Origin of the sequence: Caulobacter sp. 1776, from assembly GCF_040545685.1 — a bacterium.
Taxonomy (GTDB): Bacteria; Pseudomonadota; Alphaproteobacteria; order Caulobacterales; family Caulobacteraceae; genus Caulobacter.
Map to the genome: position 1 here is coordinate 278,453 of NZ_JBEPMI010000005.1, position 26,060 is coordinate 304,512.

32 protein-coding genes are annotated in these 26,060 nt (G+C 68.2%); 14 read left to right on the plus strand and 18 right to left on the minus strand.

The window, feature by feature from the left end:
- The first annotated feature begins 103 nt into the window (after nucleotides 1-103).
- Nucleotides 104-733 carry a glutathione S-transferase family protein gene (locus ABIC66_RS14990; RefSeq protein ID WP_354071077.1) on the plus strand — a complete coding sequence of 210 codons (630 nt, stop codon included), beginning with the start codon at nucleotides 104-106 and terminating at the stop codon, nucleotides 731-733.
- Here the strand turns inward: ABIC66_RS14990 and ABIC66_RS14995 are convergent.
- The 7 genes from ABIC66_RS14995 to ABIC66_RS15025 form a co-directional block, all read right to left on the minus strand.
- Complete coding sequence (locus ABIC66_RS14995) at nucleotides 730-1,362, minus strand: VOC family protein (protein WP_354071078.1); 633 nt, start codon at nucleotides 1,360-1,362, stop codon at nucleotides 730-732. The genes ABIC66_RS14990 and ABIC66_RS14995 overlap by 4 nt on opposite strands.
- A gap of 131 nt (nucleotides 1,363-1,493) precedes the next feature.
- Nucleotides 1,494-1,952, minus strand: a complete 459-nt coding sequence (locus tag ABIC66_RS15000) for a hypothetical protein (protein WP_354071079.1) — start codon at nucleotides 1,950-1,952, stop codon at nucleotides 1,494-1,496.
- A 26-nt stretch (nucleotides 1,953-1,978) separates the two neighbouring features.
- The gene (locus ABIC66_RS15005) at nucleotides 1,979-2,455 is read right to left on the minus strand and encodes a hypothetical protein (RefSeq protein WP_354071080.1); all 477 of its coding nucleotides are present in this window, start codon (nucleotides 2,453-2,455) and stop codon (nucleotides 1,979-1,981) included.
- Nucleotides 2,456-3,105: 650 nt separating this feature from the next.
- Nucleotides 3,106-4,044, minus strand: a complete 939-nt coding sequence (locus ABIC66_RS15010; RefSeq protein ID WP_354071081.1) for a prephenate/arogenate dehydrogenase family protein — start codon at nucleotides 4,042-4,044, stop codon at nucleotides 3,106-3,108.
- Nucleotides 4,045-4,215: 171 nt separating this feature from the next.
- Nucleotides 4,216-5,337, minus strand: a complete 1,122-nt coding sequence (gene hisC, locus ABIC66_RS15015; RefSeq protein ID WP_354071082.1) for a histidinol-phosphate transaminase — start codon at nucleotides 5,335-5,337, stop codon at nucleotides 4,216-4,218.
- 42 nt (nucleotides 5,338-5,379) lie between these two features.
- The gene (locus ABIC66_RS15020; protein ID WP_354071083.1) at nucleotides 5,380-6,180 is read right to left on the minus strand and encodes a chorismate mutase; all 801 of its coding nucleotides are present in this window, start codon (nucleotides 6,178-6,180) and stop codon (nucleotides 5,380-5,382) included.
- 102 nt (nucleotides 6,181-6,282) lie between these two features.
- Complete coding sequence (locus tag ABIC66_RS15025; protein ID WP_354071084.1) at nucleotides 6,283-7,305, minus strand: DUF2125 domain-containing protein; 1,023 nt, start codon at nucleotides 7,303-7,305, stop codon at nucleotides 6,283-6,285.
- A 28-nt stretch (nucleotides 7,306-7,333) separates the two neighbouring features.
- Here ABIC66_RS15025 and ABIC66_RS15030 point away from each other — a divergent pair, with 28 nt between their 5' ends.
- Entirely contained in the window at nucleotides 7,334-7,882 is a 549-nt protein-coding gene (locus tag ABIC66_RS15030) for a gamma-glutamylcyclotransferase (protein ID WP_354071085.1), read from the plus strand.
- Here ABIC66_RS15030 and ABIC66_RS15035 read toward each other — a convergent pair.
- From ABIC66_RS15035 to ftsE, 4 genes are all read right to left on the minus strand, one after another.
- Complete coding sequence (locus ABIC66_RS15035) at nucleotides 7,879-8,589, minus strand: lysophospholipid acyltransferase family protein (RefSeq protein ID WP_354071086.1); 711 nt, start codon at nucleotides 8,587-8,589, stop codon at nucleotides 7,879-7,881. The genes ABIC66_RS15030 and ABIC66_RS15035 overlap by 4 nt on opposite strands.
- 116 nt (nucleotides 8,590-8,705) lie before the next feature.
- Complete coding sequence (locus ABIC66_RS15040; protein ID WP_354071087.1) at nucleotides 8,706-9,293, minus strand: YdcF family protein; 588 nt, start codon at nucleotides 9,291-9,293, stop codon at nucleotides 8,706-8,708.
- Complete coding sequence (locus tag ABIC66_RS15045; protein ID WP_354071088.1) at nucleotides 9,290-10,183, minus strand: cell division protein FtsX; 894 nt, start codon at nucleotides 10,181-10,183, stop codon at nucleotides 9,290-9,292. The genes ABIC66_RS15040 and ABIC66_RS15045 overlap by 4 nt, the downstream gene beginning before the upstream one ends.
- Nucleotides 10,180-10,887, minus strand: a complete 708-nt coding sequence (ftsE, locus tag ABIC66_RS15050; protein ID WP_354071089.1) for a cell division ATP-binding protein FtsE — start codon at nucleotides 10,885-10,887, stop codon at nucleotides 10,180-10,182. The genes ABIC66_RS15045 and ftsE overlap by 4 nt, the downstream gene beginning before the upstream one ends.
- Before the next feature lie 58 nt (nucleotides 10,888-10,945).
- On the opposite strand from ftsE, the gene ABIC66_RS15055 reads away from it, so the two are divergent.
- Both ABIC66_RS15055 and ABIC66_RS15060 read left to right on the plus strand, forming a co-directional pair.
- A complete protein-coding gene (locus ABIC66_RS15055) occupies nucleotides 10,946-11,893 on the plus strand; it encodes an MJ0042-type zinc finger domain-containing protein (protein ID WP_354071090.1) in 948 nt (315 codons plus the stop codon).
- A complete protein-coding gene (locus ABIC66_RS15060; protein ID WP_354071091.1) occupies nucleotides 11,835-12,416 on the plus strand; it encodes a phosphoribosyltransferase in 582 nt (193 codons plus the stop codon). The genes ABIC66_RS15055 and ABIC66_RS15060 overlap by 59 nt, the downstream gene beginning before the upstream one ends.
- A 47-nt stretch (nucleotides 12,417-12,463) precedes the next feature.
- On the opposite strand, the gene lysA is transcribed toward ABIC66_RS15060, so the two are convergent.
- From lysA to argH, 3 genes are all read right to left on the minus strand, one after another.
- Entirely contained in the window at nucleotides 12,464-13,729 is a 1,266-nt protein-coding gene (gene lysA, locus ABIC66_RS15065) for a diaminopimelate decarboxylase (RefSeq protein ID WP_354071092.1), read from the minus strand.
- A gap of 165 nt (nucleotides 13,730-13,894) precedes the next feature.
- Entirely contained in the window at nucleotides 13,895-14,218 is a 324-nt protein-coding gene (locus tag ABIC66_RS15070) for a hypothetical protein (RefSeq protein WP_354071093.1), read from the minus strand.
- The gene (gene argH / locus ABIC66_RS15075; protein WP_354071094.1) at nucleotides 14,197-15,618 is read right to left on the minus strand and encodes an argininosuccinate lyase; all 1,422 of its coding nucleotides are present in this window, start codon (nucleotides 15,616-15,618) and stop codon (nucleotides 14,197-14,199) included. The genes ABIC66_RS15070 and argH overlap by 22 nt, the downstream gene beginning before the upstream one ends.
- Between argH and ABIC66_RS15080 the strand changes: the two genes are divergently transcribed.
- From ABIC66_RS15080 to ABIC66_RS15100, 5 genes are all read left to right on the plus strand, one after another.
- Nucleotides 15,619-16,251: a TlpA family protein disulfide reductase gene (locus tag ABIC66_RS15080; RefSeq protein WP_354071095.1), complete on the plus strand. Its 633-nt coding sequence runs from the start codon at nucleotides 15,619-15,621 to the stop codon at nucleotides 16,249-16,251. It abuts the gene before it with no gap.
- Entirely contained in the window at nucleotides 16,248-16,976 is a 729-nt protein-coding gene (locus ABIC66_RS15085; protein WP_354071096.1) for a GNAT family N-acetyltransferase, read from the plus strand. The genes ABIC66_RS15080 and ABIC66_RS15085 overlap by 4 nt, the downstream gene beginning before the upstream one ends.
- A gap of 108 nt (nucleotides 16,977-17,084) precedes the next feature.
- Nucleotides 17,085-18,302, plus strand: a complete 1,218-nt coding sequence (locus ABIC66_RS15090; RefSeq protein WP_354071097.1) for an acyltransferase family protein — start codon at nucleotides 17,085-17,087, stop codon at nucleotides 18,300-18,302.
- 35 nt (nucleotides 18,303-18,337) lie between these two features.
- Complete coding sequence (locus ABIC66_RS15095; protein WP_502910355.1) at nucleotides 18,338-18,970, plus strand: hypothetical protein; 633 nt, start codon at nucleotides 18,338-18,340, stop codon at nucleotides 18,968-18,970.
- Nucleotides 18,971-18,977: 7 nt separating this feature from the next.
- Nucleotides 18,978-19,292: a winged helix-turn-helix domain-containing protein gene (locus ABIC66_RS15100; RefSeq protein ID WP_354071098.1), complete on the plus strand. Its 315-nt coding sequence runs from the start codon at nucleotides 18,978-18,980 to the stop codon at nucleotides 19,290-19,292.
- On the opposite strand, the gene gluQRS is transcribed toward ABIC66_RS15100, so the two are convergent.
- Both gluQRS and ABIC66_RS15110 read right to left on the minus strand, forming a co-directional pair.
- Nucleotides 19,289-20,128: a tRNA glutamyl-Q(34) synthetase GluQRS gene (gene gluQRS, locus ABIC66_RS15105; RefSeq protein WP_354071099.1), complete on the minus strand. Its 840-nt coding sequence runs from the start codon at nucleotides 20,126-20,128 to the stop codon at nucleotides 19,289-19,291. The genes ABIC66_RS15100 and gluQRS overlap by 4 nt on opposite strands.
- Nucleotides 20,129-20,130: 2 nt before the next feature.
- Nucleotides 20,131-20,754: a TetR/AcrR family transcriptional regulator gene (locus ABIC66_RS15110; protein WP_354071100.1), complete on the minus strand. Its 624-nt coding sequence runs from the start codon at nucleotides 20,752-20,754 to the stop codon at nucleotides 20,131-20,133.
- A 162-nt stretch (nucleotides 20,755-20,916) separates the two neighbouring features.
- On the opposite strand from ABIC66_RS15110, the gene ABIC66_RS15115 reads away from it, so the two are divergent.
- The 5 genes from ABIC66_RS15115 to ABIC66_RS15135 all read left to right on the plus strand — a co-directional run bounded on the left by ABIC66_RS15115 (nucleotide 20,917) and on the right by ABIC66_RS15135 (nucleotide 23,680).
- Nucleotides 20,917-21,027, plus strand: a complete 111-nt coding sequence (locus ABIC66_RS15115) for a hypothetical protein (RefSeq protein ID WP_354071101.1) — start codon at nucleotides 20,917-20,919, stop codon at nucleotides 21,025-21,027.
- Nucleotides 21,028-21,215: 188 nt separating this feature from the next.
- Nucleotides 21,216-21,698, plus strand: coding sequence for a transcription elongation factor GreA (gene greA, locus ABIC66_RS15120; protein WP_354071102.1), 483 nt, complete (start codon nucleotides 21,216-21,218; stop codon nucleotides 21,696-21,698).
- A gap of 52 nt (nucleotides 21,699-21,750) precedes the next feature.
- Entirely contained in the window at nucleotides 21,751-22,392 is a 642-nt protein-coding gene (locus ABIC66_RS15125; RefSeq protein WP_354071103.1) for a DNA-3-methyladenine glycosylase family protein, read from the plus strand.
- Nucleotides 22,393-22,581: 189 nt separating this feature from the next.
- Nucleotides 22,582-23,145, plus strand: coding sequence for an HNH endonuclease (locus ABIC66_RS15130; RefSeq protein WP_354071289.1), 564 nt, complete (start codon nucleotides 22,582-22,584; stop codon nucleotides 23,143-23,145).
- Nucleotides 23,146-23,395: 250 nt separating this feature from the next.
- The gene (locus ABIC66_RS15135; RefSeq protein ID WP_354071104.1) at nucleotides 23,396-23,680 is read left to right on the plus strand and encodes a hypothetical protein; all 285 of its coding nucleotides are present in this window, start codon (nucleotides 23,396-23,398) and stop codon (nucleotides 23,678-23,680) included.
- Here the strand turns inward: ABIC66_RS15135 and ABIC66_RS15140 are convergent, their stop codons facing one another.
- Both ABIC66_RS15140 and ABIC66_RS15145 read right to left on the minus strand, forming a co-directional pair.
- Nucleotides 23,681-24,205 carry a VanZ family protein gene (locus ABIC66_RS15140; protein ID WP_354071105.1) on the minus strand — a complete coding sequence of 175 codons (525 nt, stop codon included), beginning with the start codon at nucleotides 24,203-24,205 and terminating at the stop codon, nucleotides 23,681-23,683. It lies immediately after the preceding gene.
- Between the two features lie 79 nt (nucleotides 24,206-24,284).
- Nucleotides 24,285-26,051, minus strand: a complete 1,767-nt coding sequence (locus ABIC66_RS15145; RefSeq protein WP_354071106.1) for a M1 family metallopeptidase — start codon at nucleotides 26,049-26,051, stop codon at nucleotides 24,285-24,287.
- Nucleotides 26,052-26,060: the final 9 nt, after the last annotated feature.

Below are 26,060 nucleotides of genomic sequence, written 5' to 3' on the forward strand. Positions count from 1 at the left end.
GCCGCGCCACCTCCCCCGTTTCACGGTTGAGGAGGATTGCTTTCCCTTGCGCGGCAAGGCGCGCTAAGCCCTCGGCGAACCGGATTCGACGAAGGAGCGCGCCATGGAAATCGTGATCGGCACCAAGCGGTGGTCCAGCTGGTCGCTACGCCCGTGGCTGGCGCTGAAGCGCACCGGCGCGCCGTTCACCGAGACCCTGGTCGAGCTGCGCCAGGGCGAGACGACCACGGCCGAGATCGGCAGGATCTCGCCCAGCAAGCTGGCCCCGGCCCTGAAGGACGGCGACCTGGTGGTCTGGGACTCGCTGGCGATCTGCGAGTACCTGGCCGAGAAGTTCCCGCAGGCCAAGCTGTGGCCCGACGATCCGGCCCTGCGCGCCATCGGCCGTTCGGCGGCGGCCGAGATGCACTCGGGTTTCACCGCTCTGCGCGGCGAGTGTCCGATGGCGCTGGAAGAAGCGCCTCGCAAGCTGGACATTTCCGAAGCGACCCAGAAGGACGTGCGCAAGATCGTCGAGCGCTGGAACCAGCTGTTGGCGCGATCGGGCGGCCCGTTCCTGCTGGGGGAATGGTCGATCGCCGACGCCTTCTACACGCCGGTGGCGACGCGGTTCCGGACGTACGAAATCGCGCTCTCCGACCATGGCGACGCCGGCGCGGCCACGGCCTATGGCGAGCGCCTGCTGGCGACGCCGGCGTTCCTGGACTGGGAGCGCGAGGCCTTGGCCGGCTAGGACGTCCCGCGCTTCAGCGCGTCCTGCACCAGGGCGTGGATGTCGATCCCGTAGATCGTCAGCCCCTCGATATTGGCGTTGTCGATCGCCACGCCCGACAGGTTGACGTCGTCGAACCGCGCGCCGCGCAGGTTGATGTTGGTGAAACTCGCGCCCCCCAGATTGACGTTGTCGAAGACGGCGTCGGCCAGTCGGCAATTGTCGAACCGCGCGCCGGTCAGGTCGCGGTTTCGCAGGCAAGTCGGCTCCGCCGGCCCGATTGGCTGGCCGACGTCGATACGGTTGCCGTCCGGATCGGCGAAGACGAAGGCCCGCAGGCCATAGTCCTTGTCGGCCAGCGACTTGATGATCCGCGCGCCGGCGGCGACGCAGACGGCGTGCAAGGCGTCGACGTCGTCGACCATCAGGTGGGTGATGTTGGTCGTGGAGGCCTTGTGGTCCTTCACCAGGCTCAGATGCAGCTCGGCGGCGTCCTTTTCGAGGATCATGAAGCCGACGGGATCGCCGTTCTCGAAGGTCTTCTGAAAGCCCAGGACGTCACGATAGAAGGCCTCGGCCTTGTGGATGTCGCGCGTGAAGGCGGATGCGGCCAAGCGGCCGAACCGGATGGTCGAGGTCGATGAGGTCATCGCTCGCGGTCTCTCTGGATGGGCGAGGGCAGGGGCGACGGTGCGCATACCCGGTGCGGAGCGGTGTCCGACCGCGACCCTGCCACAAGGAGCCCGGAAGTCCAGAGAACCCAATGGGGTGTCTCGGGCGCCTACACGCCTTCGGGCGCGCCGTTGACCGCGGGCGGCGCCTTGCAGCGGCCGGCCCGGGCCTGGATCACGTAGAACAAGGCCCGGCCTTGCGCGAAGGCGCTATGCTCGGCAAGCGGATTGGTCGGCTGGCCGGTGGTCAGGCTCAGGGCTTGCTCGCCGCCCCCCGGCGCGGCCTGGCCCAGCGAGGCCTGGTTCCACTTGCTGAGCGTGGGCGCGCAGGCGGCGACCACGGCGTCGGCGACGACCTCGGCCCCGTCCTTGGCGCCGGCCAGGCTGTAGGCCCAGCGGCGCGCGCACTCCTCGACCGGCGTCGACGGATCGGCGGCGGCGCTGGCGCCCGGATTGGTCTTGAAGTCGGCGCAGATCTTGGGATTGGCCATGGCGTCATGCCGATCCTCGCACGCCGCCACGCTCAGGGCGGCGAGGAGGAGGGCGGCCAGCACGGGCTTGCGGATCATCTTGGCGTTCCGTTCGTGAGCGAAGGTCAGCGGGGGCAGATCTGGACGGCGCGCGAGTTCAGCTTTCCGCGCTCGTCGTAGTACGAGATCGTCGCATCGCGGCAGACGCCGCCGCCCGTGGTGTTGGAGACCTGGGTGACGGTCCCGCCGCCGGCGGTGACCGGATTGCCCATGTGGTCGTAATAGACCTGCCGGACCGGTTGTGGCTGGGTCCTGGCCGGCGCCACGCCGCGCGAACCGCTGTCGTAGTAGACGGTGCGGGTGCGATGGCAGCCGCTCTTGCCGATCTCGCGACCGACCAGGGCGCCGCCGACGCCGCCGATCAGCAGGCCGGTTCCGCCACGCTTGATGGCGTTGCCGACAAGGGCGCCGCCCAGGCCGCCGATCACCGTGCCGGTGGCCTTGCGGCTGTGACACGTCGCGGCGTCGGCCTCGGTGGGCGCCATGACGGCGGGAAGGGCCATGGCGCCGATGGCCAAGCCGATGACGATGAGACGGGGCATGGTATTCCTCGCCGATTTTTCGAAGTCCCTCGGCTCATCAACGCGGCCGGTGGGGGAAGGATGCAGAAGTGTCGGCTGGGCGACTTCCTTTACGACGAGGAAGCAGGAAGCACGGGGATTGAGCGTGTTGTATCCCCGGCGTTCGTGAAATCGAATTCAACGAAATCAACCACTTCTCACTTTTACACGCTCCTGAATGATCCGCGTTGAATCCTGGCGTCATAATCATTCCACCTGATGGCTTGAAAGGGACGTCCGGCCGGCGACTTGGGCGGCTGTCAGGGGTGGTCGAGCGGGAAGCGCTCGCCGGGGTCTTCTTCGGGAGGCTCGCCTTCGCGACGGATCCGGCGGCAGGCTCCCTGAAACACGGGACGAAGCCCCGGCGGCGAAGGCTTCGGCGGCGCGGCAGGCATGGGCTGAAATCGCTCATGCGGTCCGGACGGGATGGCCAATCCCTCCGCCCGTCGGGGGCCTCTTCCGGAGCGGGTTAAAACCCCGCGCCCCGGAGGCTCATCGGATAACGGACCACGCGGAGCGTTCGGACTTCGTCGAAACGGTACTCCACTACTCACATTCCGGGCGACGCCCGGCGCTCCGCGGTCCCTTTCGAACCTTCAGCGGTCTCCGCGTGAAGCGGCGGAGCCGTGTCCTCAGTGCTTGCCCCGATCGCGGCCGAAGTTCGGCTCGGCGCTCTCCTGGCCCGCCGCCACGATGCCGCGGCGGATGGCGCGGGTGCGGGTGAAGTGGGCGTGCAGGGTGTCGGCGTCGCCCCAGCGGATCGCGCGGCTCATGGCCTGCAGGTCCTCGGTGAAACGGCCCAGCATCTCCAGCACCGCGTCCTTGTTGGCCACGAAGATGTCGCGCCACATGGTTGGGTCGCTGGCGGCGATGCGGGTGAAGTCGCGGAAGCCCGAGGCCGAGTACTTGATCACCTCGTTCTCGGTGACGTTCTCCAGGTCGGCGGCGCTGCCGACGATCGTGTAGGCGATCAGGTGGGGCAGGTGGGAGACGACGGCCAGGACGAGATCGTGGTGCTTCTCCTCCATCAGCTCGACCTGGGCCCCGAAGGCGCGCCAGAAGGCCGACAGCTTGGCGACGGCGGCGGCATAGTGCTCGTCGTCGCTCTCGAAGGGGGTCAGGATCGTCCAGCGGTTCTCGAACAGCTCGGCGAAGCCGGAATCGGGGCCCGACTGCTCGGTGCCGGCGATCGGATGGCCGGGGATGGCGTAGATCTTCGAGAGGTCCTGGGCGCGGAACGCCTCGCCGACATTGGCCTTGGTCGAGCCGACATCGGTCAGGGTGGCGCCGGCCTTCATGGCCGGAATGACCACGGCGGCGAGCTCGGGGATCGACAGCACCGGGGTGGCGATGACCACCAGGTCGGCGTCCTTCACCGCCTCGGCGATGTCGCCGGTGACGTGGTCGGCGACGCCCAACTCGACGACGCGAGCCCGATGAGCCTCGCTGGCGTCGGCCACGGTGACCTCGCCGACGACGCCGTGCTCGCGCGCCGCGCGGATCACCGAGCCGCCGATCAGGCCGCAGCCGATGACGGTGAGCTTGGGGTAGAGGATCCCGGGGTTAGACATGGAAACGACTTTCGGTCCGCCCTTCAACCCGATCTCCCCGGCGAAAGCCGGGGCCCAGATTCAGCCGGAGCGGTTGGGGATGACGCGCCAAGGGGCGGCGCCTGGAAAGCAGGTGTTCATGGGTTCGATCTGGGCCCCGGCTTTCGCCGGGGAGATCGGAAAATGAGGGGCTCATCGCCCCATGAACTCGGTCAGCAGCTCCATCACCGCGCGGTTCTGCTCTTCCAGCCCGATGGTGATGCGGATGGCGTCGGGCAGATTGTAGTTGGCCACGGCGCGGACCAGGTAGCCCTTCGACGCCAGGAAGGCCTCGGCCTCGCGGGCGGTCTTGCCGGGCGTGGTCGGGAAGGTCGCCAGCACGAAGTTGGCCGCCGACGGCGTCACCTCCAGGCCGATGCCGCCCAACTGCTGGGCCATCCAAGGACGCCACTGCTCGACCAAGGCCAGCGAGCGGGCCTGGAATTCGTCGTCGAACAGGGCCGCGATGGCGGCTTCCTGACCGGGGATCGAGGTGTTGAACGGCGGGCGAATGCGCTCGATCGGCTCGATGATGTGGCTGGGCCCATAGCCCCAGCCGACGCGCAGGGCAGCCAGGCCGTGGATCTTCGAGAAGGTCCGCGTGACGATCACGTTCTCGGCGGTGCGGGCCAGGTCGAGGCCGTCCTCGAAGCGCGGATCGCTGCAGAACTCGGCATAGGCGCCGTCCAAAACCAGGATCACCGACGGCGGCAGGGCCGCGTGCAACTCGCGGATCTCCTCGCCCGTCAGCCAGGTGCCGGTCGGGTTGGCGGGATTGGCGATGAAAACGAGGCGCGTGCGCTCGTCCACGCACTTGATCACCTCGTCGATGTCGATGCGGTGATTGGTTTCCTTGGCCATCCGCACCTCGCCCTGGCAGGCGCGGGCCCCGATGGCGTAGGCGGCGAAGCCGTGCTCGCCCTGGACGATGTTGTCGCCCGGCTCCAGATAGACCTGGTTCAGCAGGGCGAAGATCTCGTCGCTGCCGTCGCCGAAGGTCAGGCGCTCGGGCTCCAGCTTGAAGCGCTCGGCCACGGCGGCGCGCAGCAGGTTCGACTTGCCGTCCGGATAGATGTGCAGGCGATCGATGGCGTCGCGATAGGCCTGCCTGGCCTTGTCGCTGCTGCCCAGGATGTTCTCGTTGCTCGACAGCTTCACCGGATGGGCGATCCCTTCGACCTTCGACTTGCCGCCGACATAGGCGTGGATGTCCATGATCCCGGGCTTGGGGACGGGACGGGGCGCGGCGAAGCGATCGGTGGGGGCGGCGGTCATCGGAATACTCGGCTAACGGACGTCCTTTCGGGACGGCGTCTCTTACACGTCGAACTGTTCGGGCGCAGCCCCGATGACGCCGGTCAGCTGGCCGGGCGCGCGGGCCAGGCGCTCGTCGTGCGGCTGGAAATAGCCCGACAGCGAGAACAGCTTCAGCCCGCCGGCCTCGGCGATCAGCTCGGCGGCGATGTCGGTCTGGCTGAGGGTCTCGGCGATGGCGGCGCCGCTCTTGGGCGAGTCGGTGACCCAGAAGGTCTGGTCGCCGCCGGTCGGTTCGACCTCGACCTCGGCCACGGCCAGCGCGGCTTGCGGCCCCCACGAGGCCAGGCACGGCAGGGCGGCGAACACCTTCAGCTTCGGCTCGGCCAGCAGGCGGCCCCACCAGGGCGTGTCGGCGGCCAGCGGCAGGACGGCCACACCCCACGGCGAGCGGGCGACGGCCAGGGCGTCCTGGGCGCTGGGAACGATGGACAGGCGCGGGGCGGTCCCGAAGCGCAGGCGGGTCAGCTCGACCGCGCGGGCCGGCTCGCGGCCGCCGAAGACGGCCAGATGATAGGGGCCCTGGCGCGCCAGATTGTCGGCCATGATCTCGCGCCAGATGCGGATGACCAGGGCGTCGCTGGCGGCCTTGCGCGGCGTGTCGAGCAACTTGCGGACGATGTGGGCCTCGCGGCCGGGGCGCAGGCCAAAGCCGGTGTCGCCCGAGGCGCGCTTGGCCGCCGCGACGGCGCCGGCCAAACTGGCGCGCTCGTCGATCAGTTTCAGAAGCTCACCGTCGATGGCGTCGAGCCGCCATCGGACTTCTTCGAGAGACGGTGTGGCGTCCGTCGCGTCGCTGCCCATGTTCTTCCCCGAAATTGGAGGGCGGACCATAGTCTTTGCCGCCGAACACGCAATAGCCAGCCATCACGGCAAGAAAATTGCGTCTCGGCGACCGTTGATCGATCAATAGACGGTCGGCGCCGGCCCGGTGTCGAGGATGCCCAGATAGCTGCGCCCGTTCTGGAACTTCAGGTCGGCCTCGATGACCGGCTCCTGTCCGACGGCCTGGGCGGCGGCCGCCAAGGCCTGTTCCGGCGTCTTGATCGGCTGCGAGAGGTCGGCCCGCTCCTTGATCGCGACGCTCAGCGACCCCATCAACCGGCCCTTCGAATCGACCGACAGCACGCCCGACTTGGCCTTGCCCTCGGCGTCGCCGGCCAGGATCTGGCTCTGCTGCAGGGTGATCTGGCCGCCGGCCTCGCTCCAGCGCTTGACCGCCGCCTCCCAGTTGCGGCCGCGCAGATACGAGACGTGGGACAGCCGGGTCTCCAGGATCATCGAGGCGGTCTTGTCTTGGGCCAGGCGGCCCAGCAGGCCGGTGAACGCGGTCTTGGCCCCGCCGGCCTTGAAGAAGATCGCGCCCTGATCGTCGGGGCCCGAGCGCAGGTGCAGTTGCATGTCGTCGGCCGAGACCAGCTGGAACGGCTTGCCGCCGGGAGCGGGAACGAAGGTCAGCTTGGCGCCCTCGACCGAGACGCGCGGCGGATATTCGGTGACGTGCGAGATGCTGGCCCGCAGCGCCTGGCCGGTGATGGTCACGTCGCCCGCCTCGGGCCGGGTCAGCACCACGCCCCGCGGCGCGACCAGCACCCAGTGGGTCAGGTCATAGATCTCGGCCTCGCCCTTCAGCAGCGGCGCGCGGACGGCCCAGCCGGTGGGCTCGGCCACGCGGGCGTCGGTCAGCTCGACGTTCATCCGGAACGGGAAACCGTGGAAGTCCCGCCGGCTCCAGGACAGGTCGTAGCCGCGCGACTTCAGGTCGGCCGACTGGGCGTCCATCCGCTGCTCGGCCTGGCCGCGCAGCCAGAACCAGCCGTAGCTCCAGCCGCCCGCGATCAGGACGGCGAGAATGAAAGGCGCGAACAGACGGCCGCGCCGGGCTTTCTGGGGGGCTTTGCGGGACGGGCGGGCGTCGGTATGGGTCATGTAGAGGCGCGTCCAGTCGGGATCGGTGATGAGCTTAGAAGGCGGCGGCGAGGATCGCTGGGTGTTCGGGTACGGATCGCTGATGTGGCGGCCCGGGTTCCCGTACATAGACCGAAGAACGGCCGTGCTCCACGGCCGGCGGCGGGCCTTCTGCATCTATTCGGTGCATCACCGGGGGACCTACGAGCGGCCGGGCCTGGTGCTAGGCCTGGCGCCGGGCGGCTCGGTGCGTGGCATGGCCTATCGCGTGGCGGCCAGCGACTGGGAGACGGTCTACGCCTATCTCCGGGAGCGCGAGCAGCCGACCGAGACCTATTTCGAGACCTCGCGCGAGATCCGCCTGGACGGCGACGGCCGCGTGCCGGCGCTCGTCTTCCTGTCGGACATGAAGCACAGCCAGTGGGCCGGGGCCCTGACCCTGGAGCAGCAGGCGGCGCTGATCGCCGGCGCCACGGGCCTTTCGGGGCCCAACATCGACTATCTCCGCGACCTCGTGCTGCATCTGCGCGAGGACGGGGTGCGGGACCACGCGATGGAAAAGCTGCTGAAGATGGTCGAGGGGATCGAGCAGGGTTAGAGCCCCGCGTCCTCCAGCGCCTTGGTCGCGCCGTCGACGCGAGTCTGCAGCTCGCGCATGAACTCGCCGCGCTTCAGGCCGGCGGGGATCGGCTCGAGATATTCGAAGACGATCGTGCCCGGCTTGATCAGGAAGCCCTTGTTCCAGTGCGAGCCGCAGTTCAGGGCCAAGGGCGTGACCGGCATCTCCAGCTCGCGATAGAGGGCGGCGATGCCGGGCTTGTAGTCGCCGGGCTGACCGACCGCGCCGCGAGTGCCTTCGGGGAAGATCACCACCTGGCGGGCGTCCTTCATGCGTTCGACGGCGTCGCGGACCAGCTTCTTCAGCGCGGCCGAGTGGCCGGCGCGGTCGACGACGATCATGCCCGCCTTCAGCCCGTGCCAGCCGAACAGCGGCACCATCAGGAGCTCCTTCTTCATCACGAAGCAGGCGTCCGGCAGCAGGGCGAACTGGCTGAAGACATCGAACATCGACTGGTGCTTGGGCGCCAACAGGGCGGGGCCGGTGGGGCGATATTGCTCGCCGCGCACCTCGACCCTGACGTCGGCCAGCCAGCGCAGGGCCCAGATCAGGCCCTTGGCCCAGGTGGACAGCGACCAGGTGTTGGCGCCACGCGGCAGGGGATAGGTCAGGATCATGCCGACCGCCCACGCGATCGACCACAGCCAGAAGAACAGCTGGAACAGGAACGAACGCAGATAGATCAAGACGCTTCCTTCGCCGCCGGGGCGGCTTTCTCTCCCGTTTTGCATCTTCGATGCAAAACAGAGTCTGGTTTAGTGAGAACGTGACAGACGCCGAAACCGGCCACCACTTTCGGCTGTCACGTTCGCGGCCCTAGCCCTAGGAACGCTTCACGGCCCAGGATCGCCAGGTACTTGCAATATTCGACGATCATCCGGCGGGCGCTCGAGCTGGTCTTCCACCAGCGGTGCGCGTTCAGGTCGGTCTTCACGGGATAGGGAAACAGCTTCACGCCGGGCATGGCGGCTTTCAGCTCCAGCATCGAGCGCGGCATGTGATAGTCGGCCGTGACCACGATCAGGCTCGTATAGCCCTTGGACTTGGCCCAGTCGGACGTTTCGATCGCGTTGCCGACGGTGTTGGCCGCCGAGAAGCCCAGGTCGACACAGCAGTCGTAGATCGGCTTGACCGCCTTGGTCACGGTCTGGACATCGTCGCGGGTGGCCTCGCGATTGACGCCGGAGATCAGCAGGCGCCGGCCCTTGCCTTCCTCCAGCAGCTTGGTGGCGGCCTCCAGCCGGACGTTCGAGGCGCCGGTCAGCACCACCACACCGTCGGCGGTAGGCGGCTCGGGGGCCGGCGTCGACTGGTCCACCCGGCCGGTGAAGGCCAGCAGGCCCAGCCCCCAGATCATCAGCGCGATCAGCAGCGCGGCCAGCGTTTTCACGGCATCTCCCCCACGATGCGCGACGCCGCCAGGCGGGCCGAAAGTCCCGCGATCAAGGCGGCGACCAGCGGACAGGGCAGGGCGACGACCAGATCGATCCAGGCCAAGGGCAGCACCGGCGCAACCCCCGCGCCGCCGCCGAAATAGCGCGCGATCGCCCCGATGATGGCCGCGCTCGCGCCCCCCAGCAAGCCCGCCACGGCGCCCATGGACGCGAAGCGGTTCTGGAACAGGCCGGCGATGAAGCCCTGCTCGGCCCCGGAGAAGTGCAGCACCTCGATCACGTCGCGGCGAGCGGCCAGGCCGGCGCGGGTGGCGAAGGCGATGACGGCGGCCGTCGCGGCGGCGATCAGGGCGAAGACGCCGAGGGCCGCCAGACGCGCCAGGTCGGCGGCGCGCTCGATGTCGGCGATCCAACGGCTGTGATCGTCGACGGTGGCGTCGACCCCCGCGGAGCGCAGGGCCTTGTCCAGTGTCGCGGCGGTCGGCGGTGACTTGGGATCGAGATCCAGGGTGACGAGGCGCGGCGTCGGCAGCTCGTCGACCAGCGCCTCCTTGCCGATCCAGGGCTCCAGCAGCGCCTCGGCCTTCTCGCGGGTCAGGGCCTGGGCCTCGACAACGCCCTTGACCCCGGCCAGGGTCTCGGCGGCCCGGGCGGCGGCGCTGTCGGGCGTCTCGTTGGCGCGGGCCCGGACCACCACGGTGGCCGAGCCGGTCAGCTGCGAAGTCCAGCCGTGCGCGGCCCGGTTGGCGGCCAAGGCCGCGAAGCCGGTCAGGCAGGCCAGGAAGCACAGCACCGCGACCACGAAGACCAGCGCCCCGTCGCGGGAGTCGCGCGGCGGCAACAGCGGGCCGGGCCTCCACTTGGCGACCTGAAAAAACGCGCTCATCCCCGGCCTCCGATATCGACCAGGCGGCCGTGCTCGAGGTGCAGGGTCGGCCGCGCGGCGCGGGCCACCAGGTCCTCGTCGTGGGTGGCGATCAGGACCGTGGTGCCCAGGCGATTGAGCTCGACGAACAGGCGCAGCAGGCGCAGCGACATGGCCGGATCGACATTGCCGGTCGGTTCGTCGGCCAGCAGCACGTCGGGACGATCGACCACGGCGCGGGCGATGGCCAGGCGCTGCTTCTCGCCGCCCGACAGGGTGGCCGGCAGGGCGTGCATCCGCTCGCCCAGGCCCACCCAGTTCAGGAGCTCGGCGACGTCCTCGCGATAGGTGGCCGGTTTCCGCTTGAGGATGCGCAGGGGCAGGGCGGCGTTGTCGAACACCGACAGGTGCTCCAGCAGCCGGAATTCCTGGAACACCACCCCGATCCGGCGGCGCAGGAACGGCAGGTCCGAGCCGTGGGTCAGGCTGACATCGCGGCCGAAAAGCTCGACGCGACCCCGTGACGCACGGTGGGCCAGGTAGATCAGCTTGAGCAGCGAACTCTTGCCCGCGCCCGAGGCGCCGGTCAGGAAATGGAACGAACCCTGGCCCAGGGAAAAGCTTATGTCGCGGAGGGTTTCCGGCGCTCGGCCGTAACGCATCGAGACGCCTTCGAAGCGGACCACCGGTAGGGCGTCATCGCCCTGTTCTGTGTCGATCCGCAAGGCGCGTCACTTGGGTTTCTGGACATCAGGGTTAAAATCAGCGACCCCATTTAGGTGTGTGGGGAGCGTCCGATTCGCGGCCATGATACTGACCTGTCCGGAGTGCGCCAGCCGCTATTTCGTCGACGACTCCAAGGTCGGCTCGGCGGGGCGCGTCGTGCGTTGCGCGTCGTGCGGGAACCGTTGGACCGCCCGTAACGAGGAGGCCAACGACCTCTTCGACGAGCCCGAAGCACCTACCCTCGCCAGCCAGTTCGAAAGCGCCGAGCAGGTGGCCGCGACCGTGGCCGAGACCGACGAGCCGCCGGTCAGCGCGCTGCCCGGCGAAGAGCTTCCCAAGGTTTTTCGCGCCCGCGCCGACGCCGAGCGTCGCCTGCGCGAAGCCACCGCCACCGGCGTCATCTGGGCCGGCATGGCCGCCGCCATGGCCGTGGTCGTGGTCGCCGCCCTGATCTTCCGCATCGATGTGGTCAAGATCATGCCCGGCTCGGCCGGCGCCTATGCCGCCGTCGGCCTGCCGGTGAACACCGTCGGCCTCGTTATCGATCGCGACAGCATCAAGGCCCAGCCCTCGATGCAAGACGGTCATGCGGCCGTCACCATCACCGGCGCGATCCGCAACATCACCGAACATGAAGTGCTCTCGCCCCCGCTGCGGGTCGAGCTGCTGAACGAGAAGGGCAAGCGCGTCGCCGGTCAGCTGGCCGCGGCCGCCGACGCCAAGATCCCGCCCGGCCAGGTGCGCCACTTCTCGATCACCTTCCTGGATCCGGCCCGCACCGCCAAGGACCTGCAGATCGGCTTCGCCACCGAACCGGGCGCGGCCAAGGCGGTGAAGACCGCCCTGAAGAAGCCGGACGAGCACGGCGCCGAGCCCGAATTGGCCCTGCGCGGCGCCCAGGACGCCCCCGTCGAGCACGAAGCGGCTGGACAGGAACCCCCGGGACATGAGAGCGGGGACGAAACCGTCCCCTCCGACTCTCACGAACCCGCTCATCATGAATGACACCAAGCAGCCCGAAGTCCTGATCTCGGAAACCGAGATCGCCGATCGGGTCCAGAAGCTGGCCGAAGCCATCGCCCCGCGCATCGACGACGACACCGTCGTGGTCTGCCTGCTGACCGGCGGCCTGTGGTTCGCCGCCGACCTGACCCGGGCCCTCTACAAGGCCGGACGCAACGTGCGTTTCGACGCCCTGTGGCTGGCCTCGTATCATGACGAGCGCAAGAGCACGGGCCGCTGCGAAGTCCGCGCCGACCTGCAGCGGCCGCTGATCGGCCGCCGGGCCCTGGTCGTCGACGACGTGTTCGACACCGGCCTGTCGCTGTCGGAAGCCGCTCGGCTGGTCAAGGACGCCGGCGCCAGCGAGGTGCTGACCGCGGTCTTCGCCCGCAAGCCCTGGCCCAAGGATCGCGGCATGGAGCCCGACTTCGTCGCCTGGGAAGCGCCCGCGCGCTACCTGGTCGGCTACGGCCTCGACGACGAGGGCAAGAGCCGCGGGCTGCCCTACATCGGCGCGCTGGACTAACACAAGCAAAAGGCCCGCTCGATCGAGCGGGCCTTTTCTCTTTGGGCCTAGACCCAGTCCGGCACCAGATCCCGCGCCAGCATCTCGTCATAGGTCGGTCGCTTACGGATCACCGCGTAGCGGTCGCCATCGACCAGGACCTCGGGGACCAGCGGCCGGGTGTTGTACTCGCTGGCCATGGCCGAGCCGTAGGCGCCGGCCGACATGAAGGCCACCAAGTCGCCGGCCGAGAACGGCGGCAGGGCGCGATCGCGGGTGAAGGTGTCGCCCGTCTCGCAGACCGGTCCCACCACGTCATAGACCGTTTCACCGGCGCGTTGGACGACCGGGCGGATGTCATGGAAGGCGTCGTACATCGCCGGGCGGACCAGATCGTTCATGGCCGCGTCGATGACCAGGAACTTGCGGCCTTCCGGACGCTCGTGGACGTGGATCACTTCGGAGACCATCACGCCGGCGTTGGCGGCGATCACCCGGCCCGGCTCGAAGGCCAGCTTCACGGGCAGGCCCTTGGTGACCTCGCCGACCATGGCGGCGAAGTCGGCGGGCGAGGGCGGTTCGGGGTGATTGAAGTATGGCACGCCCAGGCCGCCGCCCAGGTCCAGGCGCTCGACCGACAGGCCTTCGCCCAGCAGTTGCTCGACCAGGCCCCGCATCTTGCTGAAGGCGGCGCGCATCGGCGTGAGGTCGGTGATCTGGCTGCCGATATGACAGGCCACGCCGACGGGCTCGAGGTTGGCGTTGTTGCTGGCGTTGGCGTAGAGGCGCGCGGCCTCGGCGAACGAGACGCCGAACTTGTTCTCGGACTTGCCGGTGGCGATCTTGGCGTGGCCGCCGGCCGCGACGTCCGGATTGACCCGAAACGCGACCTTGGCCCTCACCCCGAGGTCGGCGGCGACCTTGGCGATCAGGTTCAGCTCGGGCTCGGACTCGACGTTGATCTCGGCGACGCCGGTCCGCAGCGCGAATTCGATCTCGCGACGCGCCTTGCCGACCCCGGAGAAGACGATCCGCTCGGGAGGAATGCCGGCGGCGAGGGCGCGGCGGACCTCGCCCTCCGAGACCGTGTCGGCCCCGGCGCCGAGGTCGCCGAGCACCTTCAGCACCGCGACGTTGGAATTGGCCTTTACGGCATAGGCGACCAGCGGGTCGACGACGCCGGCCGCCGCGAGGGCGTCGCGGAACACGATGAAGTGCCGCTCCAGGGTGGCGCGGGAATAGACGTAGACGGGCGTGCCGACCTCGGCCGCGATGCGGGCCAGGGGCACGCCTTCGCAGGCCAGGCCCTCGGGGCCGTACTCGAAGTGATTCACAGGTCTTTGGGCTTTCTCATAGTCAGAGCCCCCTCATTCCGATCTTCCCGGCGAAAGCCGGGACCCAGATTCATCCGGAGCGGTGGCGGGCGTCATCTGGATCCCGGCCTTCGCCGGGATGACGGCGATCCACGCCAAGTTCAAACATATATGCGGTGTTTGCCGTCAATTCGGGGTGGCGCCGGGAAAGCCGGCCTGCGACGGACCGCCGAACGGGTCCTTGGTGCCGGGCAGCGGCGCGGCGCGGATAGTGCGGTTGCTGGAGGCCGGGTCGCGGATCTCCTGGGCGCCGCCAGCGCGGGCGGGCTGGTTGGCCTGGGCCGAGGCGGCGCGGCGCTCGGCCTGCCAGGCGGCCTTCTTCTGGGCGTCCCACAGCGGGGCGGGACGTTCCAGGGCGCCTTGCTTGCCGCAGGCGGCCGCCGAGACGGCCAGGGCCGCCAGCGCGAGGATGGTAAGACGGCGACGGATCATGCGAGCACTTCCTTCCAACGCGCGATCTGGGCGCGGACCTGGGCGGGGGCGGTCCCACCGTAGCTCATGCGGCTGGCCGCCGAGGCGGCCGGAGTCAGAACGGCGTAGACGTCCTGGGTGATCCGGGACTCGATCGCCTGGAACTGTTCCAAGGTAAGATCGGCCAGATCGACGCCAAGGCCCTCGGCCGCCTTCACGGCCGAGCCTGTCACGTGGTGGGCGTCGCGGAAAGGCATGTTCAGCGTCCGCACCAGCCAGTCGGCCAGGTCGGTGGCGGTCGAAAAGCCCGCGCCGGCCGCCTTGGCCATGTTGTCGGTGTGCGGCGTCAGGTCCGAGACCATCCCGGCCATGGCCAGCAGGCTGAGCTCGAGAGCGTCGAAGGCCTCGAAGGTCGGGACCTTGTCCTCCTGCATGTCCTTCGAATAGGCCAGCGGCAGGCCCTTCATGACCACGGTCAGGGTGGTCAGCGAACCCAGGATGCGGCCGACCTTGGCGCGGATCAGCTCGGCCGCGTCGGGATTCTTCTTCTGCGGCATGATCGAGCTGCCGGTCGTGAAGGCGTCGGTCAGCTTGATGAAGCCGAACATCGGCGTCGTCCACAGCACGATCTCCTCGGCTAGGCGCGACAGGTGCGTGGCGGTGATCGAGGCGGCCGACAGGGCTTCCAGCGCGAAGTCGCGGGCCGAGACGCTGTCCAGCGAGTTGGCGGTCGGGCGGTCGAAGCCCAGCGCCGTCGCCGTCTGCTGGCGATCGATCGGAAACGGCGAACCGGCCAGGGCCGCCGCGCCCAGCGGGCACTCGTTCATCCGGGCCCGGGCGTCGCGGAAGCGGCTGGCGTCGCGGCCGAACATCTCGACATAGGCCATCAGGTGATGGCCGAACGTCACCGGCTGGGCCGGCTGCAGGTGGGTGAACCCCGGCATCAGGGCGTCGGCATAGGTCTCGGCCTGGGCCAGCAGCGCCTTCTGCAGCGCCGCCAGCTGGCCCGCCGAACGGTCACAGGCGTCGCGGACCCATAGGCGGAAATCGACGGCCACCTGGTCGTTGCGCGAGCGGGCGGTGTGCAGGCGGCCGGCGGTCGCGCCGATCATCTCGCGCAGCCGCGCCTCGATGTTCATGTGGATGTCTTCGTACTCGTCGCGGAACGGGAAGGTTCCGGTGGCGATCTCGTCCTCGATCCGCGCGAGGCCGCCGAGGATTTCCTCGCCATCGCTGCTTGAAATCACGCCCTGGTTCATCAACATCCGCGCGTGGGCGCGGGAACCCGCCAGGTCTTGCGCCCAAAGGCGCTTGTCGAAGCCGATGGAGACGTTGATCGCCTGCATCAGTTCCGCCGGCTTGGCTGTGAACCGACCGCCCCACATGGCTTGACCCTGGCCTTTCACTGGCTTGGGCGTATCGGAGGCGTTGTCGGTCATATGAACGAAGTCCACTTGGTCGAAGACGGCAAGGCCGCGCCGAAGCGCAACCCGTTGGTCTGGGCGATCTCGGGCGTCGCCTTGGTGGGCGTCGCGGCGGTTCTATACGTCATCGCATCGGCTTCGTTCAAACCCCATGGCCCCGCTGATCTGAGAGAATTCAAGAAGGGGACGCTGGAAAAGCTCGACGTGCCCGCTGTGCCCCGCGCCGCGCCGGACACAGTGTTCACCAGTCTGGACGGCAAGCCGGCCACCTTGGCCGATTTCAAGGGGCGCGTGGTGGTCATGAACCTGTGGGCGACCTGGTGCGCGCCGTGCAAGGCCGAGATGCCGACCCTAGCCAAGCTGCAGGCCGCCTACGCGACTCAGCCGGTCACCGTCCTGCCGATCACGGTTGATCGCGACAGCGACTTGAACCTCGTCAACGAGGAGATGGCCGCCAACCCGCCGCTGAAGGCCTATCGCGACCCCGGCTACAAGGTTTCGTTCGCGCTGGAGCCGCGCGCGGCCGGCTACCCGACCACGGTGATCTATGACCGCCAGGGCCGCGAGCGCGCGCGCATGTCCGGTCCAGCCGATTGGTCTGGCCCCGAGGCTCGGGGCATCGTCGAGAAGCTGTTGGCCGAGAAGTGATCGATCCCGCCATCCTCGAACCCCTGGCCGACGACGCCTGGCCGGCGCGCGAGCGAGGGCGGTTGGGCGGCTGGCGGCTGAACGCCTCGTCGGGCCGCTCGATGCGGATCAACGCCGCCTGGCCGCTGGCCGCGCCGGATCGCGATCCCGAAGCCGCGCTGGACGCCGTCGAGACCTGGTTCGCGGAGCGAGGCCTGCCGCCGCGCTTCAAGCTGACCGACGGCGTGTTTGCGCCCGACGACCTACCCGCGCGTCTGGCCGCCCGAGGCTATGCGCCGCGCAAGGAGACCGTGGTCATGCTCGGCCCGACGGGCGGAGAGGGCGATCCCGCCGTCCGCGTCTCGGCCGCGCCGGACGCGACGTTCGAGGCGGTGTTCACCGCCACCGCCGGGGATCCCGAGGACGGCCGCGAGCGTCTAGAGGCCCTGGGCCGCATCCCCGCGCCGGCCCGCTTCGCGCGCCTGGACATCGACGGCGCGCCGGCGGCGATCGGGGCCAGCGCCATCGGCGGCGGCTTCGCCGGCGTGTTTGGCATGCGCACCGCGCCTGACCATCGCCGCAAGGGCCTGGCCCGCCGAGTCCTGCGCGGCCTGCTGGCCGAAGCGGGCGCCCTGGGCGCCGAGCGCGCGTGGCTGCAAGTCGAAGCAGACAACGCCCCGGCCATAGCCCTCTACGCCGACGAGGGTTTCGAGCCCGCCTACGCCTACCGCTACTGGACCCGCTGAAAAGCAGGGACGCGGCCGATGGCTTCGCTCGAGGCGGCGGCCGAGTAGACAAGTTTACAAAACAAACTTGTTGATGCATGGTGCGCTGGTCTTGAGAGGAGCCAGGCCATGCACGCGCCGCTTAGCGCCACCGAACGATCGACCGTCGCCCAGATCGGCGGGCGCAACGCCCCGATCGGCGCCTTGCGCGCCTTCGTCACCCTGCTGGTGATCGCCCACCACACGGCGTTGGCCTATCACCCGTACGCCCCGCCGCCGAAGGCGTTCGGCGCCCAGCCGATCCTGTGGACGGCCTTCCCGGTGGTGGATCCGCAGAAGTTCGGCGGCTTCGGAATCCTGACCCTGGTCAACGACACCTTCTTCATGTCGCTGATGTTCTTCATTTCCGGCCTGTTCGTCGCCGACGGCCTGCGGGCCAAGAGCGCCGGCGGCTTCCTGAAGGCGAGAGCACTGCGGTTGGGGATCCCGTTCATGCTCGGCGCGGGCCTGCTGGCGCCGCTGGCCTATTTCCCCGCCTGGCTGCAGGCCGGCGGCGCGCCGTCGGTCTCGGCCTTCGCCGAGGCCTGGACCCACCTGCCGTTCTGGCCCAGCGGCCCGGCCTGGTTCCTGTGGGTATTGCTGGCCTTCGGCGCGGTGGTCACGGCGGTCCACGCCCTTTTCCCGGGCGTGACCGATGAGTTGGGGCGCTTGGCCCACGGCGCGGACCGCAAGCCGGTCCGCTTCTTCTGGGGGCTCGTGCTCGCCAGTACTCTGACCTATCTGCCGTTGGCGATGACCACGCCGTTCGGTCACTGGACCCTGGTCGGGCCGTTCCTGTTCCAGACGGCCCGCATCGGCCACTACTTCGTCTATTTCCTGGCCGGGATCGCCGTCGGCGCGGCCGGCGTCGGCCAAGGACTCACCGATCCGCAAGGCAAGCTGGCCAAGCGCTGGTGGCTCTGGTGGGCGGCCCCTGTCCTGCCGATCGTCGGCGGTGTGGCCGCCATGATCATGGCCTTCTCGCCTAATCCGCCGCCTAGGGCACTCCTAGACGTGTTCGGCGGCGTCAGCTTTGCCCTGGGCTGCGCGACCTTGTCCTTCGCGACCCTGGCGACCGTCCTGCGCTTCGTCCGCAAGACCGGCCCAGTGGGCGCAAGCCTGCAGGCCAACGCGTACGGCATGTACCTGACCCACTACGTGTTCACCTCGTGGCTGGCCTGGATGCTGCTGCCGCAGAGCTGGGGCGGCCTGGCCAAGGGCTGCGCGGTGTTCGGCGGGGCGGTGGCCTTGAGCTGGCTGACGACGATGATCCTGCGGCGCACGCCGCTGTTGGGTCGAATCCTGTGACCATTCATGATGCGGCGCTGAAGGGGGCTCGGCCCATGAACGACAAGCTGAAGACGGTTCAGGACGACCTGGCCTTCCTGCGGACCATGGCCGAGGGCGGCGGTGAGCGGGGCGGCATGGGCGTCGCCGGTGGCGCGCTGTATGGCGCGGCGGGCCTGCTCTACGGGATCCAGACCCTGATCTATTTCGCCCAGGAGCGACGCGTGGTCAGCCTGGGCGGTCTCGGAAACCTGGTCCTGGCCTGGCTGCCGACCGTCGTTTTCCTGATCCTGATGACGATCGTCATCATCATCGATCGCAAGCGGCCTCAAGTCGGCGTCGCCAACCGGGCGGTGAACGCCGCCTTCGCGGGCACCGGCATCGCCAACCTGGCGCTGGTCCTGATCTTCGCGGCGGCGGCGGTCCGCCACAAGGACTTCCACTACTGGCTGTTCCATCCGGCGGTGGTCTTCGTGCTGCAGGGCGCGGTCTGGTACGTGATCTTCATGCTGCGCAAGCGGCTGTGGATGGCGCTGGTCGCGACCGGCTGGCTGGTCTCGGGCGTCGCGCTGGGCATGCTGATCGAGCGCGCGGACCTCTATCTGCTGGTCGCCAGCGTCGGTCTGTTCGCCTTCATGGCGGCTCCAGGCTTCTACATGATGCGCCAAGCCCAGCGGGCGGCGGCCTGAGGCGATCGTGAGCCCTAGATTCGACATCAGCGGACTGGATGACGTCATCCATGGCCGGGTGCGGCTGGGGATCGTCGCGTATCTCGCCACCGCCGAAGTGGCCGACTTCACCGAGCTGAAGACCCTGCTGGAGGTCACCCAGGGCAATCTGTCCATCCACCTGCGCAAGTTGGAGGAGGCCGGTTACGTCGCGATCGAAAAGAGCTTCGTCGGCCGCAAGCCTCTGACCCGCGTGCGCCTGACCGAGGCGGGGCGGGCGGCGTTTTCAAACTATCTGAAGTCCATGAGCCAGTTGGTGGAGCAGGCTGGCGGCGGGATCTAGACGCCCAGCTCGGCGCGCAGCTCTTCGGCCGTCAGCCCCGCCGCGCGCAGCTCCCGCAAAGTCTCGGCCTTGTCACGCTTGGCGTAGCGTTTGCCATCCGGACCGACGAGCAGGCCGTGGTGGCGATAGGTCGGGGTGGGCAAGCCCAGCAGCGCTTGCAATAGGCGCTGGATGTGAGCGGCCTCGAAGAGATCCTGGCCTCGGATCACATGAGTGACATCCTGCAGCGCGTCGTCATGGACCACGGCCAGGTTATAAGCGACGCCGACGTCTTTTCGGGCCAGAACGATGTCGCCGGCGGTCTCGGGCCGCGCCTGGACCACGCCCGTCTCGCCGTGCGGGCCGGCGCCCTCCTCGACGAAGGTCAGCCCCTCGAAGCCATGCAGCGCTTCGCGCGCCGCCGCCAGCGACAGCCGCCAGGCAAAGGCCTCGCCGCGCGCCAGGCGTTCAGCCTCTTCGCCGGCCGCCAGCGGCCCGCCGATATAGGGGATGGCCGGCTCATGCGGCGCGCGGCCGATGTCGAGCTCCTTGCGGGTCTTGAAGCAGCGATAGACCAGGCCGCGCTCGCGCAGGGCCTCGATGGCCGCGTGATAGTCGGCCAGATGCTCCGACTGCCGGCGAACGGGCTGTTCCCAGTCCAGGCCCAACCAGGCCAGATCCTCGAAGACAGCCGCGTCGTACTCCGGCCGGCAGCGGGTGGCGTCGATATCCTCGATGCGCAGCAGGAATCGACCGCCCGCATCCCGCGCGGCGCGATGGGCGGTGAGGGCGGAATAGGCGTGGCCGCGATGCAGGTAGCCGGTCGGCGACGGTGCGAACCGAGTGACGAAGGCCACGCTCAGTCCTGGTCGGCGAACTTCGCGAACATGCCCAGGTGCTCGAACACGGCGCGCAGGAAGGCCTCTTCGCCGCCCAGCAGCTCCTTCAAGGGGGCGAATTGCTTGAAGCCGATCATCTCGGCCAGACCATGGCCCGCGCACCAGGCGGCGATCGTGGCCAGCTCCAGGTCGATCTCGGTGACGTGGCCGCCGGCGTTCTCGTTGATGGTGTTGCGCACCTGGCAATAGGCGCCATCGTCCTTCAGCTGGTCGGGCAGGGCGTCCTTGTCGCGCGAGCGGTCGTACATCACCCGGTAGAGCGCCGGGTTGTCACGGGCGAAGCAGACATAGGCGACGCCGAGGTTGGTCATCCGCACCCGCGAATCCTGGGTCGAGGCGCGGGCGGTGGACAGGGCCACATCCAGCTCGTGCCAGCCCTCGTGGGCCACGGCTTCCAGCAGTTCGGCCTTGTCCTTGAAGTGGTGGTAGGGCGCGGCGGGACTAACCCCGGCCTCACGCGCCACGGCCCGCAGCGACAGGGCGGCGGGACCTTCGTTCTCGAGGATCTTGCGCGCGGCGTCGACCAGGGCGCGGCTGAGGTCGCCATGGTGATAGGGGCGGGATTCGGCGGTCGCGGTGCTCATCGGCCTCACTCTAACCACACCTTTCTAAAATTTCATCCGAACGCTGTAAAGATAATCTTGACGTCGTTCAGATTGGTGCTATCTAAGCACTGTCCAGATTGGTTCAGGCGAAAGCCGGCCAGGGCCCATCGGGGGTCAGGACACGAACTGGAGGGACTTCTCATGCAACGCACGCTCAACGCCTTCGAAAACGCCTTCGACCGTCTGGCCGCCGGCTACTTCCTCGTGATCGCCCTGGGCGTCGCCGCCGCTGTCGCCAGCGTGGTGCTGTAGGGATCGATTGCTCGTGACCGGCGGGCCGACTCTTCCGATCCCTCGGAAGTCGCCCGCCGCCGCGTTCGACCGGCTTGAAGCTTTCCGGAAGGGGAGCTAACTGGGCCGAAGACGCGTTAGGCCTTCGACGCCGTTTCATCCGTATGCGTCCCAGGCTTTTCCCCTATGATCCAAAACATCTCCCGGCCATGAGCGTCGCCTTCACCAAAGAGGGCGACAGCGAAGCCTTCGCGGCGGATCTGCCCGATCGCCCGATCTCCACCCATCCCAACATCGTCACGCCCGAGGGCTTAGCCCAGATCGAGGCCGAGCTGGCGTCCGCGCGCGCCGCCTATTCGGCGGCCCAGAGCGCCGGCGGAGCCGCCGACGGCGACCGGACGGCGATGGCCCGCGCCACGCGGGACCTGCGCTACTGGTCGGCGCGCCGAGCCACCGCCCAACTGCTGGAGCGTGACCCGACCAAGACGGTCGTGCAGTTCGGCGATCGGGTGACGTTCGAGCGCGAAGACGGCCGCGTGCAGACCTTCCGCATCGTCGGCGAGGACGAGGCCGATCCGGCCCAGGGGTCTGTCTCCTATGTCGCGCCAATCGCCCGCGCCCTGTTGGGCAAGGTCGTCGGCGACGTCTCGCCAGCCCCGGGCGGCGAGATCGAAATCACCGCCATCGAATAGTTCAGCAAGAAGCGGATTGTCATTCGGCGCACTCTGCCCCACCTGCGGAGCCATGTTCGTTCCGCCCTCCGCCGAAGCCATCTTGGCCGCTCGAAAGCACTTGGCCGCCGTCGATCCGGCCCTGGCGGCGATGGAGGCCGTCACCCCGCCATTCGCATGGCGCGTCGGCATGGGCGGCTTTCCGGGCCTCCTGAAGATGGTCGTGCAGCAGCAGGTGTCCCTGGCCTCGGCCGCGGCTATCTGGGCGCGGGTCGAGGCGGGGCTGCCGGAGATGACCCCACAGGTCGTGATGGGCCACGATGAGGCCTATCTGCTGTCGCTGGGCCTCTCGCGCCCCAAGGCCCGCTATGCCCGCGCCCTGGCCGAGGCGCACGTCACCGGCGCTTGTGATTTCGACGCCTTGCCGGATCTGTCCGACGACGAGGCCGTGGCGGCGCTGACCGCGATCACTGGCATCGGTCGCTGGACCGCCGAGGTCTATCTGATGTTCACACAAGGCCGCCTGGACATGTTCCCGGGCGGCGACGTCGCGCTGCAGGAGGCCATGCGCTGGGCGGACAAGGCCGAGGTCCGGCCGAACGAGAAACAGGCCTACAAGCGCGCCGAGCTTTGGCGGCCCTATCGTGGCGTGGCCGCCCATCTGCTCTGGGCCTGCTACGGCGCCGTCAAACGCCGCGAGATCGCGCCTTTCTGAGTTCTCCCGGCGAGATGTCTTGGTTCTGTCGCCGACTTGGACCATCCTTTCCCTGCGTTCGGGAATGAATGGCGATTCCCTGAATTGCGTAGGAAGGAGGCCCGTCTTCAGTCCTGTCGCGTACCACATCAGCCGAGGCCCCATTAGCTTGGGTATCGGGTGTTCCGACGCCCGCCTCGAAAGGGGGATCTGATGCAGGTCCTCACACGTCCGCCCTCGGGCATGCCAGCCCTGGTGCTCAACGCCGACTTCCGGCCGCTCAGCTACTATCCGCTTTCCCTCTGGCCCTGGCAGGAGGTGATCAAGGCGGTGTTTCTGGACCGTGTCGACGTCGTCGCGACCTATGACCAGGTCGTCCACTCGCCGTCGTTCGAAATGCGCCTGCCCAGCGTCGTGTCGCTGAAGCAGTACGTTCCGCAAGAGCGTCCGCCGGCCTTCACCCGCTTCAATCTGTTCCTGCGCGACGCGTTCAGCTGCCAGTACTGCGGCTCGCCCGAGGACCTGACCTTCGACCACGTGATCCCACGCTCGCGAGGGGGACGGACCACTTGGGAAAACATCGTCACCGCCTGCGCGCCTTGCAATCTCAGCAAGGGCGGCCGCACGCCGCGCGAGGCGGGGATGCAGCCCTTTCACCACGCCCGTCGCCCGTCGATGCACGAGCTGCAGGAGCGCGGTCGCAGGTTCCCGCCGGGGCGGCTGCACGTCAGCTGGCTGGACTATTTGTACTGGGACATCGAGCTGGAGGCCTAGCGGCGCTCGACAGCGAAACGGCCCGGGCTGGCGTTTTGAGGAATGGCATCCCGGGCCGTCGGCTATGAGGCGGAAGGGGATCTGACCGCCAAGCTGACCCTAAAATGCGGCCCTACGGCAAAGGTTCCAGGCTCTCGCGCGAGATATTTCGGCGCCGAGACAAAGTGGGCGACCGGGGCCCGGCGATGCAACCCGAACCTAAGCCGGCGGGTTTTTACATCCGAGGCAAAAAAGCCACGGGAGACATCGCATGACCCGCCAAACCCAGACCGACGGCGACAACCGTCACTTCACCCACGGCACCGCCGCGTCCACGGCCGACATGGCGTCCGAGAGCAAGATCCGGCCGGAAGACAAACACATCGATGCGCCCCATGCCCGCGAGGCCAAACGCCCGCTGCGGGATGGCGAAAAGCACGACCAGTTGGCCGCCAAGGTCGCCAAGTCCGAAAGCCGTCAGGAAGCCTTGCTGGACGAAGGCCTGGAAGAGAGCTTCCCGGGCAGCGACCCGGTCAGCGTCAAGCGCATCACCTGATCAGCGCGCCGGAAATCGATGGGCGGCGCGTTCGGCGAAGCTGACCACGGCGCCTGTTTCTTTCATCGAGACTTCCATCGCCGCCGGCTCGAACGCGGTCGCCTGGCGGCGGCGTCCCCGGCGGCGATCCATGGCGGCGATCTGGGCAAAGGTCAGGTCGCCTTGTTCACGCGCCATCTTGCGCACGGTCTCGATCATGCCGGCGCCATAGACGGTCAGGATTCCCGTGGCGTCGGCCAGCCAATCGGGAATGTTGCCGTCCCGATGCGCGATGATCTGGGCGACTTCGACGGCGGCTCCTAACACCAGGGCCGCGATCATGAGATCGTTGCGACGCATGCGGGGGAACGCCAGAAACGACACCGCCAGCAGGCCGCCGAACGCGATGGCGTGGGCGGCCTTGTCGCTGAGGCCCAAGATCTGTTCGGCGCCCTGGAACGGCCCCAGGGTCAGCACCGCCACCGTCAGGGAGCCGACCAGCAGCGTGAGGCGCGCGGCGGCGACGAAATGGACGGGCTTGAACATGGAACGCGACCTCCGGGGACGTCACCGTCCTAACAGCGAAGGTCGCGCCATTCGGTAAACGGGCAGGGTTAGCGCGCGGTCACTTCTTCTCCGCCTCGGCCTTTTTCTTGGCCTCGGCTTCGGCCTTGGCGGCGTCGTCCTTGGCCTTCTTCCAAGCCTGGAAGTCTTCCAGATACGGCTGGCGACGCAGGACCTTCGAGGCGGGGTCGACGATCACCGGGACGGTGGCGCCCACGGCCACGAGACCCGTTCCGTCGGCCATCGACGCGGTGACGACCTTGTCGCCAACCTTCACCTCGATCGGCATCGGGAACGGTTTGTCCTTGGGCGTCTTCCAGCGCAGCACGAGATCGCCGCCTTCGCGCGCCTGGAGTAACTCCGGCTGCTGGGCCTCGTAGAGATAGACGTCGAAGAACCAGCCGTAGTCCTTGCCGGTCACCTGGTTGACGATCTTGATGAAGTCCTTGGTGCCCAGATAGCGGGGCGTGAAATTGCCCGGCTTGGGATCGTCGCGGCCGTAGACGGCGATGCGGGTGATCCTGAAGAACGCCTCGTCGCCGATCAGCGTCCGCAGGGTGTGCAGGACGTTGGCCGCCTTGAAGTAGATGTCGTTCCCCGGACCGCGGTCGGCGTTGTAGACCTCGTCTTCCTTCAACTGCTTGCCGGAGACGATCGGGAAGCGATTCTTGGTGTCGACCCGCATCTGGTTGAGGCGCGCCATGTACTCCATGTCGCCATGCAGCCATTGCGACATCAGCGGCTGCATGTAGCTGCCGTAGCCCTCATGCAGCCACATGTCGTCGTTGTCGACATCGGTCAGCTGATTGCCGAACCATTCGTGGGCGAACTCGTGCTGCAGCAGCCAGTCAAAGCCGTAGGCCTCCTTGGCGTACTTGTTGCCGTAGGCGTTGATGGTCTGGTGCTCCATGCCCAGGTGCGGGGTCTCGACCACGCCCATCTTCTCGTCGCGGAACGGGTAGGGGCCGATCATCTGTTCGTAGAAGTCCAGCATCGGCGCGAACTCGGCGAACAGGCCCTTGGCCTTGTCGGCATTGCCTTTCAAGTACCAGAACGACATCGGGAAGCTGTCGCCGAAGCGGCTCTTGTAGCTGGCGGTCAGTTCCTCATAGGGGCCGACATCGAGGGCGATGGCGTAGGTGTTGGGGGTCTTGGCCCGCCAGTTGTAGGTGCGCCAGCCGTCCTTCTCGGTCATGCCCAGGAACACGCCGTTGGCGGGCGCGACCAGCGGGGCGGGAACGGTGATGTGCAGGTCGACCAGCTTCGGCTCGCCGGTCGGATAGTCGATGCACGGCCAGAAGATGTCGCAGCCATCGCCCTGGACGGCGGTGGCGATCCAGGGCTCGCCGGTCGGGGCCTTGCTCCAGACGAAGCCGCCGTCCCACGGCGCGCGCTTGGCCTCCAGCGGAACGCCGTCATAGGTCACGACCACGGTGACCTGTTTGCCCTTGGCGATCCTCTTCGGAAGCGTGATCGTCATCCGGCCCTCGGGATTGCTCCAGGCCGAGGGTTTCAGCGCCTTGCCGTCGATGGCCAGCTTGCGGATCGTGAAGACACGGTCGAAGTCCAGGACCAGCTTGTCCAGCGGGGCCTTGGCCGAGAAGGTCAGGGCGGCCTGGCCCTCGATCGCCTTCTTGTCGGGCAGGATCTTGAACGTCAGATCGGCGTGGTCGAAGCCCAGGGCCTGCTGCTCGACGGGCATCGGGCCACCAGTGCTGAGCGACAGGTCGCTGGTCTTGAGCGGCTCGGCGGCCTGGGCCGTGGCCAGGAACCCCGTGGAAAGGGCGAGCAACGACGCCGCGCAGGCGGCGAGGGTACGGAACGACAAGGAGCGACT

Bases quoted from the DNA above. Each gene is read 5' to 3' on its own strand.
- hisC (WP_354071082.1), bottom strand. From the start codon at position 5,337: ATGACCGCCGCCCCCACCGATCGCTTCGCCGCGCCCCGTCCCGTCCCC.
- ABIC66_RS15060 (WP_354071091.1), top strand. From the start codon at position 11,835: ATGAGAGCGGGGACGAAACCGTCCCCTCCGACTCTCACGAACCCGCTC.
- ABIC66_RS15030 (WP_354071085.1), top strand. From the start codon at position 7,334: ATGAGCTTAGAAGGCGGCGGCGAGGATCGCTGGGTGTTCGGGTACGGA.
- ABIC66_RS15110 (WP_354071100.1), bottom strand. From the start codon at position 20,754: ATGAGCACCGCGACCGCCGAATCCCGCCCCTATCACCATGGCGACCTC.
- ABIC66_RS15115 (WP_354071101.1), top strand. From the start codon at position 20,917: ATGCAACGCACGCTCAACGCCTTCGAAAACGCCTTCGACCGTCTGGCC.
- ABIC66_RS15020 (WP_354071083.1), bottom strand. From the start codon at position 6,180: ATGGGCAGCGACGCGACGGACGCCACACCGTCTCTCGAAGAAGTCCGA.
- ABIC66_RS15135 (WP_354071104.1), top strand. From the start codon at position 23,396: ATGACCCGCCAAACCCAGACCGACGGCGACAACCGTCACTTCACCCAC.
- ABIC66_RS14995 (WP_354071078.1), bottom strand. From the start codon at position 1,362: ATGACCTCATCGACCTCGACCATCCGGTTCGGCCGCTTGGCCGCATCC.
- ABIC66_RS15095 (WP_502910355.1), top strand. From the start codon at position 18,338: ATGAACGACAAGCTGAAGACGGTTCAGGACGACCTGGCCTTCCTGCGG.
- ABIC66_RS15090 (WP_354071097.1), top strand. From the start codon at position 17,085: ATGCACGCGCCGCTTAGCGCCACCGAACGATCGACCGTCGCCCAGATC.
- ABIC66_RS15000 (WP_354071079.1), bottom strand. From the start codon at position 1,952: ATGATCCGCAAGCCCGTGCTGGCCGCCCTCCTCCTCGCCGCCCTGAGC.
- ABIC66_RS15140 (WP_354071105.1), bottom strand. From the start codon at position 24,205: ATGTTCAAGCCCGTCCATTTCGTCGCCGCCGCGCGCCTCACGCTGCTG.
- greA (WP_354071102.1), top strand. From the start codon at position 21,216: ATGAGCGTCGCCTTCACCAAAGAGGGCGACAGCGAAGCCTTCGCGGCG.
- argH (WP_354071094.1), bottom strand. From the start codon at position 15,618: ATGACCGACAACGCCTCCGATACGCCCAAGCCAGTGAAAGGCCAGGGT.
- ABIC66_RS15045 (WP_354071088.1), bottom strand. From the start codon at position 10,183: ATGAGCGCGTTTTTTCAGGTCGCCAAGTGGAGGCCCGGCCCGCTGTTG.
- ABIC66_RS15005 (WP_354071080.1), bottom strand. From the start codon at position 2,455: ATGCCCCGTCTCATCGTCATCGGCTTGGCCATCGGCGCCATGGCCCTT.
- ABIC66_RS15125 (WP_354071103.1), top strand. From the start codon at position 21,751: ATGTTCGTTCCGCCCTCCGCCGAAGCCATCTTGGCCGCTCGAAAGCAC.
- ABIC66_RS15025 (WP_354071084.1), bottom strand. From the start codon at position 7,305: ATGACCCATACCGACGCCCGCCCGTCCCGCAAAGCCCCCCAGAAAGCC.
- ABIC66_RS15080 (WP_354071095.1), top strand. From the start codon at position 15,619: ATGAACGAAGTCCACTTGGTCGAAGACGGCAAGGCCGCGCCGAAGCGC.
- ABIC66_RS15010 (WP_354071081.1), bottom strand. From the start codon at position 4,044: ATGTCTAACCCCGGGATCCTCTACCCCAAGCTCACCGTCATCGGCTGC.
- ABIC66_RS14990 (WP_354071077.1), top strand. From the start codon at position 104: ATGGAAATCGTGATCGGCACCAAGCGGTGGTCCAGCTGGTCGCTACGC.